Source organism: Cupriavidus sp. 207A1, assembly GCF_057798955.1.
The window spans coordinates 358,189-377,324 of record NZ_JBYOJO010000005.1; the positions used below are offsets into that span (position 1 = coordinate 358,189).

General features: G+C 64.9%; 15 protein-coding genes. 10 read left to right on the plus strand and 5 right to left on the minus strand.

Annotated features, from left to right (window positions below; genetic code table 11):
* The first annotated feature begins 55 nt into the window (after positions 1 to 55).
* The 9 genes from AC3FMM_RS11885 (at position 56) to AC3FMM_RS11925 (ending at position 12,874) form a co-directional block, all read left to right on the plus strand.
* Complete coding sequence (locus tag AC3FMM_RS11885) at positions 56 to 886, plus strand: hypothetical protein (protein WP_488686650.1); 831 nt, start codon at positions 56 to 58, stop codon at positions 884 to 886.
* A 151-nt stretch (positions 887 to 1,037) separates the two neighbouring features.
* Positions 1,038 to 4,334: a type VI secretion system Vgr family protein gene (locus AC3FMM_RS11890; RefSeq protein ID WP_488686651.1), complete on the plus strand. Its 3,297-nt coding sequence runs from the start codon at positions 1,038 to 1,040 to the stop codon at positions 4,332 to 4,334.
* Between the two features lie 10 nt (positions 4,335 to 4,344).
* A complete protein-coding gene (locus AC3FMM_RS11895; protein ID WP_488686652.1) occupies positions 4,345 to 7,338 on the plus strand; it encodes a phospholipase D-like domain-containing protein in 2,994 nt (997 codons plus the stop codon).
* A 16-nt stretch (positions 7,339 to 7,354) separates the two neighbouring features.
* The gene (locus AC3FMM_RS11900) at positions 7,355 to 8,761 is read left to right on the plus strand and encodes a T6SS immunity protein Tli4 family protein (RefSeq protein WP_488686653.1); all 1,407 of its coding nucleotides are present in this window, start codon (positions 7,355 to 7,357) and stop codon (positions 8,759 to 8,761) included.
* An 89-nt stretch (positions 8,762 to 8,850) separates the two neighbouring features.
* A complete protein-coding gene (locus tag AC3FMM_RS11905; RefSeq protein ID WP_488686654.1) occupies positions 8,851 to 9,459 on the plus strand; it encodes a TetR/AcrR family transcriptional regulator in 609 nt (202 codons plus the stop codon).
* 210 nt (positions 9,460 to 9,669) lie between these two features.
* Positions 9,670 to 10,848 carry a YbfB/YjiJ family MFS transporter gene (locus AC3FMM_RS11910; RefSeq protein ID WP_240987816.1) on the plus strand — a complete coding sequence of 393 codons (1,179 nt, stop codon included), beginning with the start codon at positions 9,670 to 9,672 and terminating at the stop codon, positions 10,846 to 10,848.
* An 87-nt stretch (positions 10,849 to 10,935) separates the two neighbouring features.
* Complete coding sequence (locus tag AC3FMM_RS11915; RefSeq protein ID WP_115713411.1) at positions 10,936 to 12,051, plus strand: NADH:flavin oxidoreductase/NADH oxidase; 1,116 nt, start codon at positions 10,936 to 10,938, stop codon at positions 12,049 to 12,051.
* A gap of 26 nt (positions 12,052 to 12,077) precedes the next feature.
* On the plus strand, positions 12,078 to 12,500 hold the full coding sequence (locus tag AC3FMM_RS11920) for a VOC family protein (RefSeq protein ID WP_414247752.1): 423 nt from the start codon (positions 12,078 to 12,080) through the stop codon (positions 12,498 to 12,500).
* A gap of 206 nt (positions 12,501 to 12,706) precedes the next feature.
* Positions 12,707 to 12,874, plus strand: a complete 168-nt coding sequence (locus AC3FMM_RS11925) for a hypothetical protein (RefSeq protein ID WP_167330465.1) — start codon at positions 12,707 to 12,709, stop codon at positions 12,872 to 12,874.
* A gap of 35 nt (positions 12,875 to 12,909) precedes the next feature.
* On the opposite strand, the gene AC3FMM_RS11930 is transcribed toward AC3FMM_RS11925, so the two are convergent.
* From AC3FMM_RS11930 to AC3FMM_RS11940, 3 genes are all read right to left on the minus strand, one after another.
* Positions 12,910 to 14,748 carry an ATP-binding response regulator gene (locus AC3FMM_RS11930; protein ID WP_473704491.1) on the minus strand — a complete coding sequence of 613 codons (1,839 nt, stop codon included), beginning with the start codon at positions 14,746 to 14,748 and terminating at the stop codon, positions 12,910 to 12,912.
* Positions 14,745 to 15,377: a response regulator transcription factor gene (locus AC3FMM_RS11935; protein ID WP_473704492.1), complete on the minus strand. Its 633-nt coding sequence runs from the start codon at positions 15,375 to 15,377 to the stop codon at positions 14,745 to 14,747. The genes AC3FMM_RS11930 and AC3FMM_RS11935 overlap by 4 nt, the downstream gene beginning before the upstream one ends.
* A gap of 311 nt (positions 15,378 to 15,688) precedes the next feature.
* The gene (locus tag AC3FMM_RS11940) at positions 15,689 to 17,053 is read right to left on the minus strand and encodes a hypothetical protein (protein WP_488686656.1); all 1,365 of its coding nucleotides are present in this window, start codon (positions 17,051 to 17,053) and stop codon (positions 15,689 to 15,691) included.
* A gap of 22 nt (positions 17,054 to 17,075) precedes the next feature.
* Between AC3FMM_RS11940 and AC3FMM_RS11945 the strand changes: the two genes are divergently transcribed.
* The gene (locus AC3FMM_RS11945) at positions 17,076 to 17,414 is read left to right on the plus strand and encodes a hypothetical protein (RefSeq protein WP_488686657.1); all 339 of its coding nucleotides are present in this window, start codon (positions 17,076 to 17,078) and stop codon (positions 17,412 to 17,414) included.
* Positions 17,415 to 17,500: 86 nt separating this feature from the next.
* Here the strand turns inward: AC3FMM_RS11945 and AC3FMM_RS11950 are convergent, their stop codons facing one another.
* Both AC3FMM_RS11950 and AC3FMM_RS11955 read right to left on the minus strand, forming a co-directional pair.
* Positions 17,501 to 18,145, minus strand: coding sequence for an AraC family transcriptional regulator (locus tag AC3FMM_RS11950; protein ID WP_115683101.1), 645 nt, complete (start codon positions 18,143 to 18,145; stop codon positions 17,501 to 17,503).
* Positions 18,146 to 18,263: 118 nt separating this feature from the next.
* The gene (locus tag AC3FMM_RS11955) at positions 18,264 to 18,980 is read right to left on the minus strand and encodes a Crp/Fnr family transcriptional regulator (protein WP_115714250.1); all 717 of its coding nucleotides are present in this window, start codon (positions 18,978 to 18,980) and stop codon (positions 18,264 to 18,266) included.
* Positions 18,981 to 19,136 lie beyond the last annotated feature (156 nt).

Below are 19,136 nucleotides of genomic sequence, written 5' to 3' on the forward strand. Positions count from 1 at the left end.
TAAATCCGGCCGGTAGCGTCCGCCGCGCATTTTATTTCAAATTTCTTGATGACAGATGAGCAATAGCGACGATGTGAAGCCGTCAGCGCCACCAACGCTCTTTGGCAGCGAGCCTGGCGCCGACGCCGCCGGGCAGACCCGCATCCTGGCCAGCCTGGAAGGCCGCGTGCCCATGGCGGCCAAGGCTCCGGCCAGGAAGCCCGCTGGGCGCTACCTGGGCGCGGGCCTGGTCGCTGTTGCCGCGACGGCCGTGGCCGGCTGGCTGTGGCTGGACACGGGCGCCGACGCGCCCGTATCGATCCAGGTGGGCAATTCGGCGGTCCCCGCACAGCCTGTCGCTGGCGCAGCAGCGCCCGGCGGGCAGACGCTGCCCGACAATGCGCCGGCGCCGGTCGCTTCCGCCGCGTCAGCGGAATCCGCTCAATCAGTTGCCGAGAATTCCCAGCCGCAGGCCGCAACCATCGTTGATGCCGATAACAGTGACCCTGCGCTGGATCGGTTAGGCAAGGTGGACAGCGCGGCGGTTGCTGCAGGTGCTTTGGCGGGAGCGACGACGCTGGCCGCGCTGACCTCCCTGGGTAGCCAGCCAGCCGTGGCCGGGTCGAAGACTGCTGAAGTCAGCAAAAATACCAAAAAGACAGCGACGTCGAAGACAGCGGCGGCGGTGGAAAAGGGCACCACCAGTACCGCTGCGAACAGCAAAGAGAAGAAGACCGTCGCCAAGACCAGCACCTCCGCCAAGTCGAAAACGACACGTCGCAAGCCATCTGCCACGGCGGCTGACCCCGATGCCGAAGTCCTGGCGGCACTGCTGTCGCAACCCGAGGGCAAGCCGATCAGTACGGCGACGGCCAGCACGCGGTCTACCGCCAAGGCGCGCAACTGAACCCCGCGGCGGTTCGATCGAAGTACAGAGAATCGGTGTGGCGGGCCGGCATGCGCCACACTGTGCTTGCAATCCAGGCGGGCGCCAGCAACGGTAGCCCTGCGGGCATGTCGGGCCCTGAAGCAGTTGCGGCTGCACGAATGGACAGCGAATGGATGTAACCACTCTTTACCAACATCTTTTCAGCGCGGCGCACCGCCTGTATGCGCTGGAAGGTGAAGGCGCGCTGGGCGAGCTCGCCGTCGAAGCCTGGATCGGCCGCGAAGGCGTTTCCGCGCTGGCCGAGTCGCGCATCGTCGCGGTCAGCGCCAACGCCGATATCCCATTGGACAGCCTGCTTGGCCAGCGGGTCACGTTGCTGACCACCCTCGCCGGCGGCGGCCAGTCGCGCCGCACCGGCCTGATCCGGCAGGCCGAGAAGCTCGGCGCCGACGGCAGCCTGGCGCGCTATCGCCTGACGGTGGTGCCGTGGCTGTGGCTGACCACGCAGCAGCGCAACAGCCAGGTGTTCCAGAACCGCAAGCTCGACAGCATCATCGAAAGCGTGCTGCAACCCTATGCGCCGCATGCGCAATGGCGCTATGCAGCGGGCGCCGAAGCGCGCATCGCCGCCATCGGCGAGCGTACCCATGTCGCGCAGTTCCGCGAAACCGATTACCACTTCCTGTCGCGTCTGCTGGCCGAGGCCGGGCTGAGCTATACCGTCGTGGAAGACGAGGAAGCCCCTGGCGGGCATGCCGTGGTGATCTTTGCCGACAGCGCGCAATTGCCGGAAGATGAAGAATCTGCGGCGGGTGGCGGCATCCGCTTCCATCGCGCGCACAGCCAGGAATCGGCCGATGCCATCCAGCAGCTCGCGTGCGAGACCCGCGCGACCGTGGGCGGCGTGGCGGTGACGGCATGGGATCCGGAGGCCAAGCGGGCCATCCGCGGCCACGCCCCGGCACGCTATGTTGGCAATGCGGGCCGGGCGGTCAGCCCGGATCCGTACCTGTCCGTCAGCCTCTCCTTGGCGCCGGACGCGGCGAGCGCGCAGCGCGTTGCCGAGCAGGTGATCGAAGCCGTCGAAGCCCGCGCGCTGCTGTTCACCGGCCGGGCCTCCGTGCGCACGCTGCGCAGCGGCACGCGGCTGACCGTCAATGGCTGCCCACACCTGCCGCCGCAGCAAGACGATGCGGCAGGCTACCCGCTGCTGCTCGATGCGGTGGAGCAGTGCGGCATCAACAACCTGGCCGCCGACACGCGCGCCGCACTGGCCGATCGCATGGGGCCGCTCGAGGCGGCCTTGTGTTTCGACACACCCCCGGCCGCACCGGACGCCGCAGAGGCAACGCCCGGCTTGCTGGGCGTGTTGCCGGATCAAGAGCCCGTGCGCCTGGCTCCCACGCAAGCGCTGCAGACGGCAGCACGCGAACAGGGCTACGCGGCCATCTTCCGCGCCATCGACGCCCGCCGTCCCTGGCGCGCCTGCGTACTCGACGTCAATTGTCCGCGTCTTTACAGCCGGTCCGGTCCGCTGGGGGTGCATAGCGCGATCGTCGTCGGTCCTGACGGCCAGTCCCAGGCGGATGGCAACGCCGAACACCACGCCAGCCCCGCGGGCGAGATCCGCGTGCGCTTCCACTGGCAACGCGGCGAGCGCGCCGACGACCGCAGCAGCCGCTGGATCCGCGTCGCACAGCGCCAGGCCGGCGCCGGCATGGGCTGGCAATGGCTGCCGCGCATCGGGCAGGAAGTGCTGGTCAAGTTCGCCGACGACGACATCGACCAGCCATTCGTCATCGGCGCGCTGTACAACGGCCAGGGTGAAGCGGGCCACGCGCCCACGCCAGGCGGCAAGACCGCAGCGGCAGGCGGTGACAGCCAGTCCCTGTACGCGCAGGGCACGGACAGCGCAGCCAGCGCGCAAGGCAACCTCGCCGGTGGCCACAGTCCCGCCTGGCACGGCCTGGGCGCGCAGCCCGACGGCCACCGCAATGCCGCCGCGCTGACGGGTTTCAAGAGCCAGGAGCACGGCGGCAAAGGCTACAACCAGCTGGTGCTGGACGACAGCGACAGCCAGCTGCGCACGCAACTGGCCACCACGCTGCAATCGACCCAGCTCAACCTTGGCCACCTGATCCACCAGCAGGACAACCGGCGCGGCAGCTTCCGCGGCCAGGGCTTTGAGCTGCGCACCGACGGCCACGCCGCCGTGCGCGGCCAGGCCGGCCTATTGCTGACCACTTACCGTGACGCCGTTACCGGCCGTGCGCTGCCTACCGGCGACAACGCCGCCGGCATCGCGTTGCTGCGCCAGGCGGGCGATCTCGTCAAAACCCTGAGCCAGGGCGCGACCACGCACCAGACGCAGGCGCTGTCGACCGGCAAGGATGACGAAGCCCCGTTGCCGAAGCAGACCCAGGCTGCGTCCGGCATGGTCGATGGTCAAGCGCTGGAAACGGCCAAGGAGGATGCGTCCAGCGGCAACACCACGACCCCCGGCAAGGTTCCGCACCAGGGCGCGGCCATGGTCCACCTCAACGGCCGCGCCGGGCTGGCGGTGGTTGCCGGCCAGGACCTGCAGATCGCCAACGGCGAAAGCGTGGTACTGGCCAGCGGCCAGGACAGCAACATCGCGGTAGCCGGCCAGGGCCGCGTGCACGCCGGGCAGGCCATCGGCGTGGCGGCAGGACTGTCGGGCGCGGGGGACCACAACATCGGCCTTCAGTTGACGGCGGGGCAGGATGATATCGATATCCAGGCGCAGCACGATCTGCTGAAGCTGGCGGCACGGGATGACCTGACCGTGGTGTCGGCCAACATGAACGTGGATTTCGCCGCGGCGAAACGGATCCGCATTGCCACGGCGGGCGGGGCGTCGATATTGATCGAGGGCGGGAATATTACGGTGGAGTGTCCGGGGGCGATTACTTATAAGGCGGCGCAGAGGAAGTTTGAGGGGGCGGTGAATAGTGCCTACCCGCTCCCGGAATTTCCGCAAGCTCCGATGTCTTACAAGCCCATGGAATTCCGCATGCGCCTTGCAAATACCCCGGGCGAAGGCGGGCACGCGCTGGCTCACGCGCCCTGGAAGATCGCTGTTGGCGAAGCGCCGCTGGGACTCGGCATGGTGGCTGACGACCAACTGGTGGCACATGGCGTTACCGACGCGGATGGCAACGTGGTCCTCAGCCAGGCCCAGCAAGAAGCCCTGGCGCGGGCCTATTGCGCCAGTCCAGCCAACACCTGGCTGGTATATCCCGGCCAGACCGTACGCGTGCACGTTGCCGAGCAGGATCCGTCGTGGACGGACGAGGAGGCAGCACGCCACGCGCTCAATGCCGGTGATTTCAGCGGTGGCTTGCCGCAATCCATGTCGGACGACAATACCCAGCAACGCCTGCGCTATGCGCGCGATGCGCTGACTGCGGGGTCGCCCAATCAGATCTACAAAAAAACTCAGTAAATAAGAAGCTATGGGTGCGCCAGACAAGCAGGTGTATCAGATCCTTGGTGAAGACCAGAAGGCCGCAAAGACGGCGACGTCTGCGCCCGGCTGCTTCGTGCACGGCAAGGACGTATTTTCCGAGCCCGTGAAGGGCAACGCGGTGCAGTTCTTTGTCACGGGGACAGAGTACTTCGACAACGTTGCCAAGGCGATAGAAGGCGCGCAGTCGAGCGTGTTTATCACCGGCTGGCAAGTGAATTTCGATGTCGTGCTGACCGGCAAGAAGACGCTCTGGACATGCCTTCGTACCGCCGTCCGAAACGGGGCCAGCGTTTATGTCATGCCCTGGATGTCTCCCAAGGTCGGCGTCGACACAGGAGACCTGGAGACCGCGCTAACGGTGATTCAGCTCAACGCCGGGCTGCCCGCTCCGCGAGCCTTCGTCCTGCCGGCTGTATCGCAATGCGATCAACCCGGTGCATTGGGCATTGCCTTCTCGCATCACCAGAAGCTGGTGGTCATCGATAACAAGTCTGCGTACGTGGGCGGCATCGACCTTGCTTACGGCAGGCGGGATGATGGCAAGTATTCGCTTAAGGCAGACGGGCGGCAGGGCAGCGAGTTCTATAACAGTTGCGTACCACCGATTCATAGCCTCAGCAGCGTAGAACAAACGGCATACCTGACACGCGCCGAACTGGTGGCGGCTTGTTTCGATAACAAGGCGGGTCGTGCGGCGCAATTCTTTCTATCCGCACCAATGAAGCCGCTGGCTGGTGCGATGGACGTGTATTCCGCGGCGAGCGACAAAGTCAAGGACGTCAACAAGCAGATCTCTGACTGGTGGGTGACCAGCGACGTCGTGCCGGAATTCGTGCGAAAGGCCCAGGACAAAGTCATCGACGCCGCACAGGAAACCGCAGCCAGTGCAAGCAAGTGGGCCCACCAGCAGCTGGGAACGACCCTTCAGACCAAGGTCGAAAAATTGCGCGAGTACGGCGGCGCGCAAATAGCGGACGCCAGCACCGCGCTGATGGCGTGGCTGAACGGCGCCACGCTGGACAGCTTGCCGCCCAGCCTCCTGCAAAATACAGCCGATACGATCCAGGCCTTTGTCATGCGCCTGGTACTCGCCCTGCAGGCGGAAGGCAGCCAGCGCAAGCAGTGCTATGCGAACCTGGAAAAACTAGGAAAACTCTTGCCGGCCGGCGGAAAGTGCCCCGACAGCAGTGTGCAGCCTCGCATGCCATGGCATGACGTGCATTGCAGAATCGAAGGACCATCGGTGTATGACCTGAGCCGCAATTTCGTACGGCGCTGGAATGGCGTGGCGCTGCAGTATGAGCGCAGCGATGGCAAGACGGTCGACGCGCTGCTGCGGCAACTCGGCATCGCGGCCCGTCTCAAGGCCCCCCGCATCGGGGCTGCACACCGGCCTGTCCGATCCAAGACCCAGCCAGGGTCATGCTGGGTCCAGGTCCTCCGAAGCGCCCCGAAGAAGATGCGGGTGGCCGAGGCTGCCGGAGAGGCGGAAAAGACTACGCCGAGCATTGCGGAAAGCAGCTGCCTGAGCGCAATGCTGAAGAACATCGAGGGCGCGTCGCATTTTATTTACATCGAGGGTCAGTTTTTTCAGTCCGATTATGGGACCACCATGATTGGAAACGAGGAAGCGGGCGGCGGTGCCCCGGCCTCAGGACCGATGCATGCGTTGATGGACGTCAAAGGGTCGCCGGGATATCAAAAATATGCCGCGCAACTCGGCATACTTGGTGTGCCGCCCGGACAGATCTATAAGTCCCTCAAATGGAGCCAGATCGACGACGTGCAGCGGGACATCAGGGGCGGCGGCGCCGACTTTGTCAATGACCTGAAGCGGGTCATGGCCACGCAAGCGCAAATCGCGGGATTCAGTGCCCTGGGACCGTCTCAAAAGTCCCTGAAGAATCCGATTTGCAAGGCGTTGGGTGACCGGATTACACGGGCCATCTACGACGGCAAGCCGTTCCATGTCTACATGGTGTTGCCTGTACACCCGGAAGGGACACTGGACACGATCAACATCATGACGCAACAGCATCTGACGATGCAGTCGCTGGTGTTTGGCAGCCATAGTCTGGTGAATAGGATTCGGCGCGCGTTGCTGGCGATGAGGTATGTGCGTGAGCGGAAGATGGAGGTGAAGAGGGCGAGGGATACTGCGGAAAGCGCCGCTCCGGACGAGCTCGATAGAAATATCCTTCAGGCAGATTGGGAGCAATACCTTACGCTGCTCAACTTACGAAACTGGGACGTAGTAGGTGGACGGCCCATTACGGAGCAAATCTACGTACACAGTAAGTTACTGATTGTTGATGATCGCGTCGTGGTAATTGGAAGTGCAAATATTAATGATCGTAGTCAGTTGGGTGATAGAGATTCGGAGCTTGCAGTAGTCATTCACGATGACAAACCGATGTCGGTTAGATTGAATGGTAAAAATTTTCAATCTGTCGGAACCTTTCCATACAACTTGCGAAAGGAATTATGGAAAAAGCATTTTGGCTTACTTGGCGGTGCATCGCCAGCGGCAAATCTCGGTAATTCCGTCGTGCTAGACGGGCCCAGTGACCCCGCTACTTGGCAGGCAATCAAGCAAGTTGCATCACTGAATGCGAGGGCCTATGAAAAAGCTTTTTCATTTGTCCCAAAAGTGAGCGCACCTACGTCAATTTGGCCCAGTTGGCATGCGAGTCAGCATAAATTAGGCGGTTATATGCCATTTAATGAGCGTTTTTGGCGTAGCCCACAGCCGCGCGACGAAGGTTTTACGTGGGATGCCAATAAGCTGCTACCTGAGAAAAATCCAGTCGGGATTCTTGGCTTCATTACTGCGTTTCCCATCTTGTGGACGTTGGGGGAGAATAACGACTCCAAGATGAACTTGACTACACTGGCTAATGTTGTGCCAAAAGTGGAAATTGATAAGACGCAGCAAACGGCAGCGCTATCTTCGCCAGGTTCAGAAAGAGTCAGTGTATAAACACGGAGATTTATTGGTGAGAAATAGAATTTTCATGGGTAGATCACGTTTTGTAGCCATTTTAAGCGCTGCAGTGACATTGAGCGCCTGCGGACAGCAGGGGCAAGCGGAAGAAGCGGAAACCACGTTCGGTGCAAACGGTTCCGGCAATCGTGTGGAAACTCCCGATCCCAGTAATAATGATAAACTGGCAGCAATATCTTTGGGATATGTCAGCTCTGAAAATAACCGAGTGGAGTGCTTTGGGCGATTGATGTTCGATGTGCCGGGTGGTATGCCATTTGATTGGGCGATTCCTTATAAGGCGAGTAATCAAGATACTTTCGATAACCTAATCCAGTACTTTGAAAATGGAACTGGAAAGGGGCGTATCGAAATAGAGACTAAAGAATTGCTCACCACCTTCGCTATCTACGGCCCAGTAACACAGGAGTTGCGCGAAAAATTTCTAGGCTATAGAGCACGTATGAATGCGGCGTCGTTGAGTGGCTTGTTAAGCGCACTCAAGCAACAAAAGAAGACCGAGGACATGTACAAAGAGCGGCCGGAACTTCTCGGTCCTGGTATTAAAGAGCATGTTGCGGAGGAGCGAGCAAGGCTTGAGAAAGACGTTGCTGAAATTAAAGCCGATCGCTACCAAAAAGCGATCGACCTTGGAAGGGAAAATAGCATGGCACTGCGTCACGATCAGCGTCGTGGAGGAGCTTCTTACCTGCGCGGTGCCATCGTATTAGGCAACCATTTGGTCGCCTTTGAGTCGATGCTGAAAGGAGATATCCCGCAGTTCGAAGAGCCAAGCGAGGTTCAATGGCAAGTCGCCGAGAACGCCCTTCGCAAACTAGTCGGTCAACTTCAACCTCGCAATCTCTACGAGATTCCCAAGGATCGCGGATTTTGCCTGCCCTATGCGTTCCTGCGCGACGATGGCACCTATGGCAACAAGATCTCCACTTCCTTTCGCTTTGGTGACAGCCCCGCTGTCATCTACACGCTCAGCGTTGCCGCGATTCCTGGCGGTGGAGCATCGGAGACGACGATATTGAACGCGACCGGTCGCTCGGCGACCGGATTGCTGAGCCAGTTGCCTGAAAACACAACAGTGAAGCAGCGCCTGGGTCCTCGTCCCGCAAAGATTGGAGCACTGACCTCAGAGCAGGGAGGAATCGTGGTGGAAGCAAAGCGTCCGGGCCAACCACCGCGGGAGGGCTATCACGTGTACACCGGATACGCCGGCTGGGCGGGTTCGCAAATCTTGCCGACCATCGAGGTGGTGATGGAGTCGGCAGCCCGTGCTTCCTACCCGAAACTGACGAAGGACGCACCACCATACGAGCAAGCCCGCCCGCGTTTGGATGCCTTGCTCAAGAGCATCCGCTTGCGGCCCACCACACCGCCAATGCCAGAGCTAGTTGGGATCCAATAGCGGGGAAGCAGGGCACGAGGAATCCTTGCGTTTTGTATCGATCGCTCTATAATCCCATTCCATAGCGAACGATACAAAACCCACGCCCCATGCCTCGCCCCCGCAAATTCAACGAACAGGCCGCCCTCACCGCGGCCCTGGACGCTTTCTGGGCCCGCGGCTACCAAGCCACATCCACCCGTGACCTGACCAGCGTCATGGGCATGAACCAGCCCAGCCTGTACAACGCCTTTGGTGACAAGCGTTCGCTGTTCCTGGCGGCGTTGGATGGTTATCTCGACGGTACGGTGCGGGAACGCATGGCGAGGCTGGAGGCGGCGTTGTCCCCTGCCGCCGCCATCACGGCTTATTTCTCTGAAAGCATCGAGCGATCACTTGGCGATCCGCTGCACCGTGGCTGCCTGCTGGTGAACACGGCGCTTGAGGTGACGCCCGAAGCCCCGGACGTGCAACAGACCGTGGCGAGTGCCTTCGAGGAAATTCGTGATTTCTTCCGTCGCCAGTTTACCGCCGCCCAGCAGGCCGGCGAGGTGGACGTGGCTCTCTCCGCAGACGAGGTTTCCGCGCAATTGCTGGCCGTCCTGCTCGGCATGCGCGTGCTGGCGCGCGCTGCGCCGGAGCGCGAATTGCTGGAGGGCGGTGTACGGCCGACGCTGGCATTGCTGGGGTTGCCGCCGTTAGGTACCGGCACCGGCTGATCTCTGCCGGCATTTTCCTGATTTTTCTTCCGTAGACACCTTGCACGCGGCCCGGCCGTGTGCGGGTGAGCTGCATCCCTTTTCCGGCCCCATGCACGGGGGGCGGTGGCCCCGTCTTGCCTGCCGCAAGGCAAGCGGTTACTGGAGAACATCATGTCTCGCCCTGTCTCTGCGCCGCAGCAGTGCGCCATACCCGCAGCACCGCTCAGCATGCGCGACCTCTACGCGGCCTTTTCCGGTCTTTGTGCCAGCCTGGTGGCGATCGGTCTTGCGCGATTCGCCTATACCGCGCTGGTGCCTCCGCTGATCCAGGCGCACTGGTTTCCCGCGGCGCAGACAGTGGCGCTGGGCGCGGCGAATTTTGCGGGCTATCTCGCAGGGGCCTTGCTGGGTCGGCCGCTGGTGTCGGTCTGGTCGAACCGGGCGGTATTGCGCGGGTTGATGGTAGCGGCGACGGTGGCGTTCTTTGCCTGCGCGTGGCCGGTGTCGGTGGCCTGGTTTTTTGCGTGGCGTTTTCTTTCGGGGCTGGCAGGCGGCGGCATCATGGTGCTGGTGGCGACGTCGATCTTGCCGCATGTCCCGGCGCCGCGGCGCGGCCTGGTGATGGGGACAATTTTTCTCGGGCTGGGCCTGGGTATCGCGGCCTCCGGCACGCTGGTGCCGCATCTGCTGCAGTTCGGCCTGCGTGAGACGTGGCTGGGATTGGGGGTGTTGTCGCTGGCGCTCACGGCGTTGAGCTGGTACGGCTGGCCGGGCCAGTTGCCCGGTGCCCCGGCGAGCGCGGGCACTGCGACAAGCGCTTCGGCTGCGATCTTGCCGGAAGCCCGCCGCAAGCTGCGGTGGCTTTACGCCCAGTACGCGATCAATGCCTTCGGGCTGGTGCCGACGATGCTGCTGCTTGTGGACCTGGTGGCCCGCGGGCTGGGCCGCGGCAGCAGCGTGGGCGCGTCTTACTGGGTGCTGTATGGCATCGGCGCGATTGCGGGGCCGCTGGTCTGCGGCTTTGCCGGCGACCGGATCGGCTTCCGGGCGGCTTACCGCGGCGCGCTGCTGCTGCAGGGGCTGGCCACGGCGGTGCTGGCGCTTTCCGGTCATCCGGTGGCGATCGGCGTGGCGGCGGTGGTTCTCGGTGCGTTTACGCCGGGTATTGCCCCGCTGGGACTTGGCGCCATCCAGGAAACGCTGCCGCACGACCCGGTCGCGCAGCGCGCGGCGTGGAGCCATGCGACCAGCGCCTTTGCGCTGTTCCAGGCGCTGGCGGGGTATGGCTATGCGTGGATGTTCGCGCATTCCCGGGAGAACTACGCGCTGATCTTTGGCTGCGGAGCGGTGGCAGTGGCGCTGGCTCTCGTGTTGGGATGGGTTGCGCAGCGCCCTGCGCGAGCGTGAGCCGCTGCCTGCAGCCACGCCGGCATCGGCCTAGAATCAGAGTTCCTGTCCGCAACGGCAACAAGATTCCCGCTAGGAGCACAACGCATGAGCCAACTGTTCGAGCCGCTAGCCATTGGCGGCCTGACCCTTGCCAACCGCATCACGATCGCGCCGATGTGCCAGTATTCCGCGCACGACGGCAATGCGGGCGACTGGCACATGATCCACCTGGGTTCGCTGGCGCTGTCGGGCGCGGGCATGCTGATTGTCGAGGCCACGGCGGTGTCTGCGGAAGGGCGCATCACGCCGTATGACCTGGGCCTGTATTCGGACGACAACGAGGCGGCACTGGGCCGCGTGGTCAACGCGATGCGCGCGCATTCCCCGATCGCCATCGCGATCCAGCTGGGGCATGCCGGCCGCAAGGCGTCGAGCCAGGCGCCGTGGGACGGCGGTCAGCAGATTGCCCCGGACGCGCCCTTGGGCTGGCATGCGGTGGCGCCTTCGGCGGTGCCGCATGGCGCAGCGGAAGCCGCGCCGGTGGCGCTGGACCGCGCGGGGATGGACAAGGTGCGTGATGACTTTGTCGCCGCGGCAAGGCGCGCAGCGCGGCTGGGGCTGGATGGCATCGAGATCCACGCCGCGCATGGCTATCTGCTGCATCAGTTCCTGTCGCCGCTGGCCAACCACCGTGACGATGAATACGGCGGCAGCCTGGAGAACCGGATGCGCTTCCCGATTGAAGTGTTCGACGCCGTGCGCGAGGCGTTTCCGGCGCAGCGGCCAGTATGGATGCGCATCTCGGCAACCGACTGGGTGCCGGGCGGATGGGATATCGAAGGCACAGTCGCCTTGTCGAAGGTGCTGAAGGCGCGCGGTTGCGCGGCGATCCACGTGACCACCGGTGGGGTCTCGCCGCAGCAGGCGATCAAGCTCGGGCCCGGATACCAGGTGCCCTACGCGCAGCGGGTGAAGGCGGAGGTGGGACTGCCGACCATTGCAGTCGGCCTCATCACCGAGCCGGAGCAGGCCGAAGCCATCATCGCCAATCAGGAAGCCGACGCGGTATCGCTGGCTCGTGCCATGCTGTATGACCCCCGCTGGCCCTGGCATGCCGCCGCGCGGCTGGGTGCGAGCGTGCAGGCGCCGAAGCAATACTGGCGTTCGCAGCCGCGCGAACTGAAAGACCTGTTCGCCGGCGCGGCGTTTGGGCAGCGCTAGGCAATCGATGATAGTGGAGGACCGCCATGAAACCGAGGATTACGCTGATTACGCTGGGTGTCGATGACTTGCAGCGTGCGGTGCGCTTTTATCGCGACGGGCTCGGCCTGCCTACCGCGGGCATTGTCGGCGAGCAGTTCGAGCACGGCGCGGTGGCGTTCTTTGACCTGCAGGCCGGCCTCAAGCTGGCGCTCTGGCCGCGCGCCAGCCTGGCGCATGATGCCGGACTGCAGGTAACGCCGCGCGCGCTGACCGATGTCGCGCTGGCCCATAACGTCGCCGACAAGGCCGAAGTCGATGCGGTGATGGCGCAGGCACTGGCCGCCGGTGCCAGCGTGGTCAAGCCGGCACAGGACACCTTCTGGGGCGGATACGCCGGCTACTTCCACGATCCGGACGGGCATCTGTGGGAAATTGCATGGAACCCCGAGATGCTGCCGGCCGATTGAGCCGAGCTGCCCGCTGCTGGTGCAGCGCCGCAGAGGGATTTCCATAATTGCCACGCGCCGCCGAAGTGCGGACTATCCTTGCAACAGACAGCCATAGCATGCTGTCAACGGAGCGCCCCCACGCAGTTCCGCAATACCCCACGCATCCCGCCCCGTTGGCAGCCCACCGAAGTAAAGCAATAAGAACAATGGCAAGGGAGACGTCCATGCAAGTCTATGACAGCCTGCTGTATGTGACTGCGATGGTGCTGGTGTGTTTGTATGTGTATCTGGGCATACTGTCCCGCAGCACGGCGATCAGGCTCGGCTCGCCGGCGATCGTGGCGGGACTGGTGCTGGCCTATTCGCTGTCGCCGCTGCATTCGGGCGGTTGATGGCCCTGGCCCCGGCGTGACCGGGGCGTCGTTCACTACGTCACCGCCGCCTGGCGGTCCGCTGCGCCTCTGCCCTGTGCCGGGAATTCCCGCAGCAGGGTGTCGATGGCCGCCTGCAATTCCTGCGGCACCACCGGCTTGTGCAGCAATGCCGTGCCGGTCGCGTGCGCGGTGCGCAGGCGGTCGGCCGCAGTATCCCCCGTAATGATGATGGCCGGCACGTGCCGGCCCAGCCGCTGCCGGATCGCGTCCAGCGCCTGCTGGCCGGTACGGTGTCCGCGCAGGCGGTAGTCGGCCAGAACCAGCCCCGGTGTGAACCCGGCCAGCGACGCCAGCGCCTGTTCTTCGGATTCGACTGTGCGGCACTCGCAGCGCCAGGCCGACAGCAGCTCGGACATCGCGCTGCGGATGGCCTCGTCATCATCGATCACCAGCACACGGAGCCCATCGAGCGCGCGCGCTGCCGGCACCAGCGGGCTCTCTTCCGGGGGTTCCCATGCCTGCCGCAGGCTGAAGCGAAACACGGAGCCGCGCCCCGGGCTGGACGCGAGGGTCACGCGCGTCTGCATCGTCCGCGCCAGGCCCTCGACAATGGCCAGCCCCAGCCCGAGCCCCTTGCGCTGGTCACGCTCGGGATTGCCCAGTTGATGGAATTCCCGAAAGATGTCGCGGTGCTGTGCGGCGGGAATGCCGATGCCGGTGTCCCAGACTTCGATGGTGGCCAGCACGCCGCGCTGGCGGCAAGCCACCAGCACGCCGCCTTGCTGCGTGTAGCGGATGGCATTGGCAATCAGGTTGCGCAGCACCAGTTCGACCAGCGTGGGGTCGCCATGCAGTGTGACGGTGGTATCCCGCGTGCGATACACCAGCCCGCGCGCCTCGGCCTGCGGTGCGAACTCGTTCTCCAGCTTGTGCAGCAGGGGCTGGAGTCGGAACGCGCGCGCGCGCGGGGTGATCACGCCGGCCTCGAGCTTGGAGAAGTCCAGCAGCGAGTTCAGCATCTCGCGCGCGGCCCCGGAAGACGCTTCGATATGCGCCAGCAACTGGCGCTGGCGTTCATCCAGCCAGGTGCGGCCCAGCGATACCAGGAATAGCCCCATCGCGTGCAGCGGCTGGCGCAGGTCATGGCTGGCGGAGGCCAGGAATACCGATTTGGCGCGGCTGGCGTCCTCGGCCGCGTGCTGCGCGGCCTCGGCGCGCGCGGTCTGTTCGCGCAGCTGCGAGATCAGTTCCACGTTCTCGAAGCGCAGCGCAATCGATTGCCGCGCCACACGCGCATAGTTGCGCGCGAAGACCAGCAGCACGCACAGGTACAGCGGCGTGCCGAGGAACATCGGCAGGTATTCGATATCGCCGGTGGCCAGGAAGGCGATCCATACCGGTACGATCGCCGGCACGAAGAAACCGATCGCCACCGGCAGGCATGCCGAGAATACCGCGAGCGCGGCAGCGCTCATCCCGGCGATCAGCGACAGGATGCAGATCACCACCGCCGGCATGCGCACGTCCAGGTATAGCCACGCCACCAGTCCCCACAGCGCGCCGATCAGCACCAGCATGGCGGTCATGCCGCGCGCATAGCGCGGGGCGCCGGCTTCGGTCAGCCGCCCGGGCAAGCGCAGCCGTCCAAAGTAGGCCACGGCGCAAACCAGTACCATCGCGCCCGCCCAGGGCAGGGCACCGGGGCGGTCCCCGTTCAGGGTCAGGCCGATCGCCAGGATGAGGGCTGCCAGCGAACAGCCTGCCATCGCGCAGCCGAAGCTCTGGTCGATCAGGTTCATCTGCGCCGCGAGCAGGCGCGGCGCATCGTAGCGGGGCAGCCAGCGCAGCGGGCTGCGCGCGGGGGCGGCAGGGTCGTTTGTCTCCACCGTCATCGCACCGCCTGTACCAGGCCGCGCCGCTGGGCTTCGAGGATGGCTTCAACGCGGCTGACCACACCGAGATGATTGAGAATGGCCGCCACATGGACGCGCACGGTGTTCTCGGACAGGCCCATATGGTAGGCAATGACCTTGTTCGAGCGGCCGAGCATCAGCTGATGCAGCACCTCCAGCTGGCGCGGTGTGAGCGTGCTCGCCGCGTAGGCTTGCTGGGGCGGTGCCGCGGCATCGGCCTCGCCGGAAAAATGGGTGCCGCCGGCCAGGCAGCACGCGATCGCCTCCTCGATCTCGCGTGCGTCGGCGGACTTGGGCAGGAACCCCGAAATCTCGCGCCGTACTTCCGGCGGGATGGTTTCCAGCCCCGAAGTGCCCGACACGATCAGGATGCGCGCCGCCGGGAAATGCCGGCGCAACACCTTGACGCCCTCGATGCCGTTCAGGCCCGGCATCTGGATATCGAGCAGCATGATGTCGAGCGCCGCGCCGCCGTGGTCCTGCACCGCCTGCATGACCGAACCGGCCTCGAGGATATGCGCCACGCTCGGGCTGTCGGCCAGCACCAGGCGCAGGCCGGTGCGGAACAAGGTATGGTCGTCGATCAGCAGCAGGCGGGCGTGGGGCATTGAACGGAGGGGGCGGAGGGGCGATCCATTGAACAAGAATCGCGGGCGCTTGTCCATGCAACCAGTGTGGGGGCGCAACTAGTCCGGAAAGATTATTGGCGCGCGGGAAACCCGGTGCAAAGATGCGAGCGTGGGCAGTTCCGCGACGTGCCCGCACCACTTTTGTTACCCACTACCACCCGGCTGTGGGTATTTTTTTGAGCGCGCCACGTTAGGTGCCGGTGTAAAAGAAAAAAGCCGGCACCGCATGGCGGCACCGGCTTTACCAGGCCCGGGCATAACACGCCCGGGCCGGCGCCTCGCGGGGCAAGTTACGGGCGATTCACAGAGATATCGTAGAACGATCCGTTCACGGCGATTCCCAGGCCCAGGCCGATATTGCCCGGAACCAGCGAGATCATCTCGGAAGCGTTGCTGCTGGCGGCACGATAGCGCAGGCCGTTGGCCGGGCTGTTCACCTTCCAGCTGTCCAGGCGGCCGTCTTCCACGCGCTTGCGCGTGTAGCTGCCGGTCTGCGCATCCACCACAGTCACGACGGTCGACCACGTGCCGGCGTTTTGCAGCGTGGGCACCAGGCCACCAAGCATGACCGTGTCCCAGTACGAATTGGTCGCACCCACCACCGGCAGGGGACGTACCACCTGCTTGGCGGCGAACATGAAGCCATCGTCGTGGGTGATGACGACCGTCACCTGGCCGTCGGTGCCCTTGAATGCATAGGCCAGCTGCGAGCCGAAGCTGTCGGTGATCCTGAAACTGCCGTCGGCGTTGGCGCTGAGCGTCGGCAGTTCTTCCGGCAGCCATGCCTCGCAGGTGTTCACGCCGGAGCAGTCGGCACCCTTGGTCAGCTTGCCCGCGGCATCGATGCTGAAGGTGACGCGGCGCGATGCGTAGGGGGTCCCGCCGTGGTCCCGCTCCATGCCGAGACCGTTCCAGTCGCCTGCCAGGTCAGCCAGGGCAACGGCCTGTGCGGGCAGCAGCAGGGTGGGCAGATCGCTCATCGGGCCTGCGGGCGGCACTGCCAGTGCGATGCCCGACTTGGCCACCATGACGGTATTGGTGGTCCCGTTCGTGCCCGGCACGGTGAAGCGGCAGTTGTCGTTGGCAACGGCGGTGAAGGGGACGCTCTCGTTGCCGACCTGCAGCTTGAGCGCGGCCGCGTCGAGGTCGCCGGCTTCCGCTGCCGCGGAGCCCAGTCCGATCACATGGTATTTGCCCGTCTTCAGCCCGGCGCAGCTCGACGCCGCCGGCTGCAGCGCGGTCTGGACCGCCGCGGCGTCGGCATTGGCAGCCACCGCGGAGGACAACTCACCCAGCGTGGTCTGCGACGCTTCCAGGCGATCGCCCAGCTGGTCCAGCAGCTTGTCCTGGGCATTGCCGGCGTTGGCGCCGTTGGCGGCCACCAGCGGATCCTTGAGCGGGTCGACGCTGGTCAGGTCCACCACGCCGGTCAGCACCAGGCGCACCGCTTCTGTGGCGCTGGTCAGGTTGTCGGAGGTCAGCTTGGCCTGCGCGGTGGCGTCGAACTGGTCGAAGAAGGCCGTGGTGCTGCCCTGCGCCAGCGATGCGGTTACCAGTTCGGTCAGCGGGGTGATGTTGGCCACGGCGGTGGTGCCGGTGCCGGCCTCGACCACTGAATGCAGCGTGGTGCCGTCAGGCGTCTTGACGCTGAGCACGCATGGGCGCGTGGCGCCACCGATGCTGAGCGTGAAGCTTCCGTCCGCGGCGGTAGTGGCCGTGCCGCTGCCCGTTGCGCATTTGGCCTGGACCGTGGCACCGCCCAACGCCGCGCCCACGGCTGCGGTGCCGGTGATCCTTGTAGCGGCGGGTGCCGTGGTCGTGGAGTCTCCTCCGCCGCCTCCGCAGGCCGTCAGTACGGCCGCCGCCAGACCCGTCAAAAACAGATGTTTTGTTTTCATCCCTGTATTGATTTCTGTGGTTTTTGTTATGGCAGGGCGCTGCGTGATGGAACACTGGCTCATGCAGGACCTCGCCCACGGGGCGGCTTACCCGCCCCGCGGGCGCGATTTTCCGTGAGGTGCCTGATGGCGGCCAACCCGCGTTGAGGTGATTGACAAACCACGCGCGGCGTGGCGGGCGGCTTGCCGCCAAGGAAGGACCAATCAGGCAGCCGCCCGTACCAGCCCCGGCCAGGTTGCCGTGGGCGCGAGCGTGCGGCCGCCAGCGCGGCAATCTTCGAGCAGCCGCATGGCGTCGATGCCGAACCAGTCGTGCCAGGCGCGCGCCAGCGCGTTGGCTGAACGCAGGCCCGCATGCGTGGCCAGCTGGTCCAGCGCGGGCACCAGGCCGCCGGCGCTGGCCAGCGCGTGCAGCGCATGCGCGGCGCGTTGCTCGCGCAGCAGCGGATGCAGCGCCTCGCCTTCGGCAAAGAGGCGCGCGCGCACCAGGCGCGCTGGCACTTGCCATTGCGCCGCCAGGCGCTCGGCGTTCCAGTCGGTGTCGGGGCGGGAAAAGACCAGGCCGGCGAACTGGCGCGACCACGGGCGTTCGGCGGGCTTGCCGGCCAGGCGCGGACAGTCGCTGTCCGGCACGGCGGTCAGGACGATGGCGCAGGGTTGCTGCCAGGTGCCAGGCAGGTCGCAATCGAAGTGGGCGAAGGCGTGCACCACGAACGGATCGCCGGGCCGCACTTCGCGCCGCGCGTTGGCATCGCGCAGGCTGGCGGTGCCGTGCAGGGCTTGCACATGGACGGCAAAGGGAAAGCGCAGGCGGGCAAAGCGGACGTGGTGACGGCTGACAAGCGGCATGCGGAAAACGACCCGGAAGCTGGCGGCGGTGCGGCGGGTAACTGTCGCAGGATTCCGCGGGCGGCGCAAGCCGCGGACAGCGGTTTAAGGCCGGCCCGGCCCCTGGTTGGCGGCCGCGTTACAGGTCAGACATCCCGAAGTGGCGCAGCCGTGGCAGGTCGGTCACGCGGATGCTTTGGTACGACAGGTGCACCATGCCCGCATCGGCCAGCCGGCGCAGCGCCTGGTTGACGCGCTGGCGCGAGAGCCCGGTGAGCAGGCCGATCTCTTCCTGCGACAGCTCCAGGACCGGGCTGGTGCGCGGATACAGGTCCGGATGGAACAGCTGGGCGATGGCCTGCGCCACGCGCGCATCGGCACCCAGCAGGCGGTCGTTCTGCACGGTGGCGATGAACTGGCCCATGCGTTCGTTGAGCTGGCGCACGACAAAGCTGGCGAATGGCAGGCTCTGCGCCAGCAATGTGTTGAAGACCGGCTCGGGCACCAGCAGCACCTGCGAGTCGCGGATCGCGATCACGTCATAGCGGCGGTCTTCGCGCTTGATCACGCTGCCTTCGCCGCACCAGCCGCCGGCCGGCACGCCAGAGAAGGTGCAACCACGGCCATCCGGCGTGTACACCGCCAGCTTGATCAGGCCGCTGTCGACGCCGATCCAGTGGCGCGAAGGCTCGCCGCGCCGGGCGATGAAGCAGCCCGCGGCAAAGGACTGCAGCAGGGTTTCGCGCGCGGCAAGGGCTTGGTGTGCCGGGGCCAGTTCGCCGAACCAGGCATGGCCGGCGAGCACCGCGGCGGGCGCCGGGGCGGGGAGGGAAGTGGGGTGTGCGGGTTCGCTCATGGCGCGGACGGGCGGGCTGCGCCGCATCCTGTAAGAATCGTGTAAGCCTTGCCTGGCGCGGGTTTGCGGCAGCTTTGTCGCCTCGACGACAGTGCGCCGGCGTGTGCGATGATAGCCTTGTGCCGGAAAAAGTGACAGCGCCGCAAGGCGCCCGAA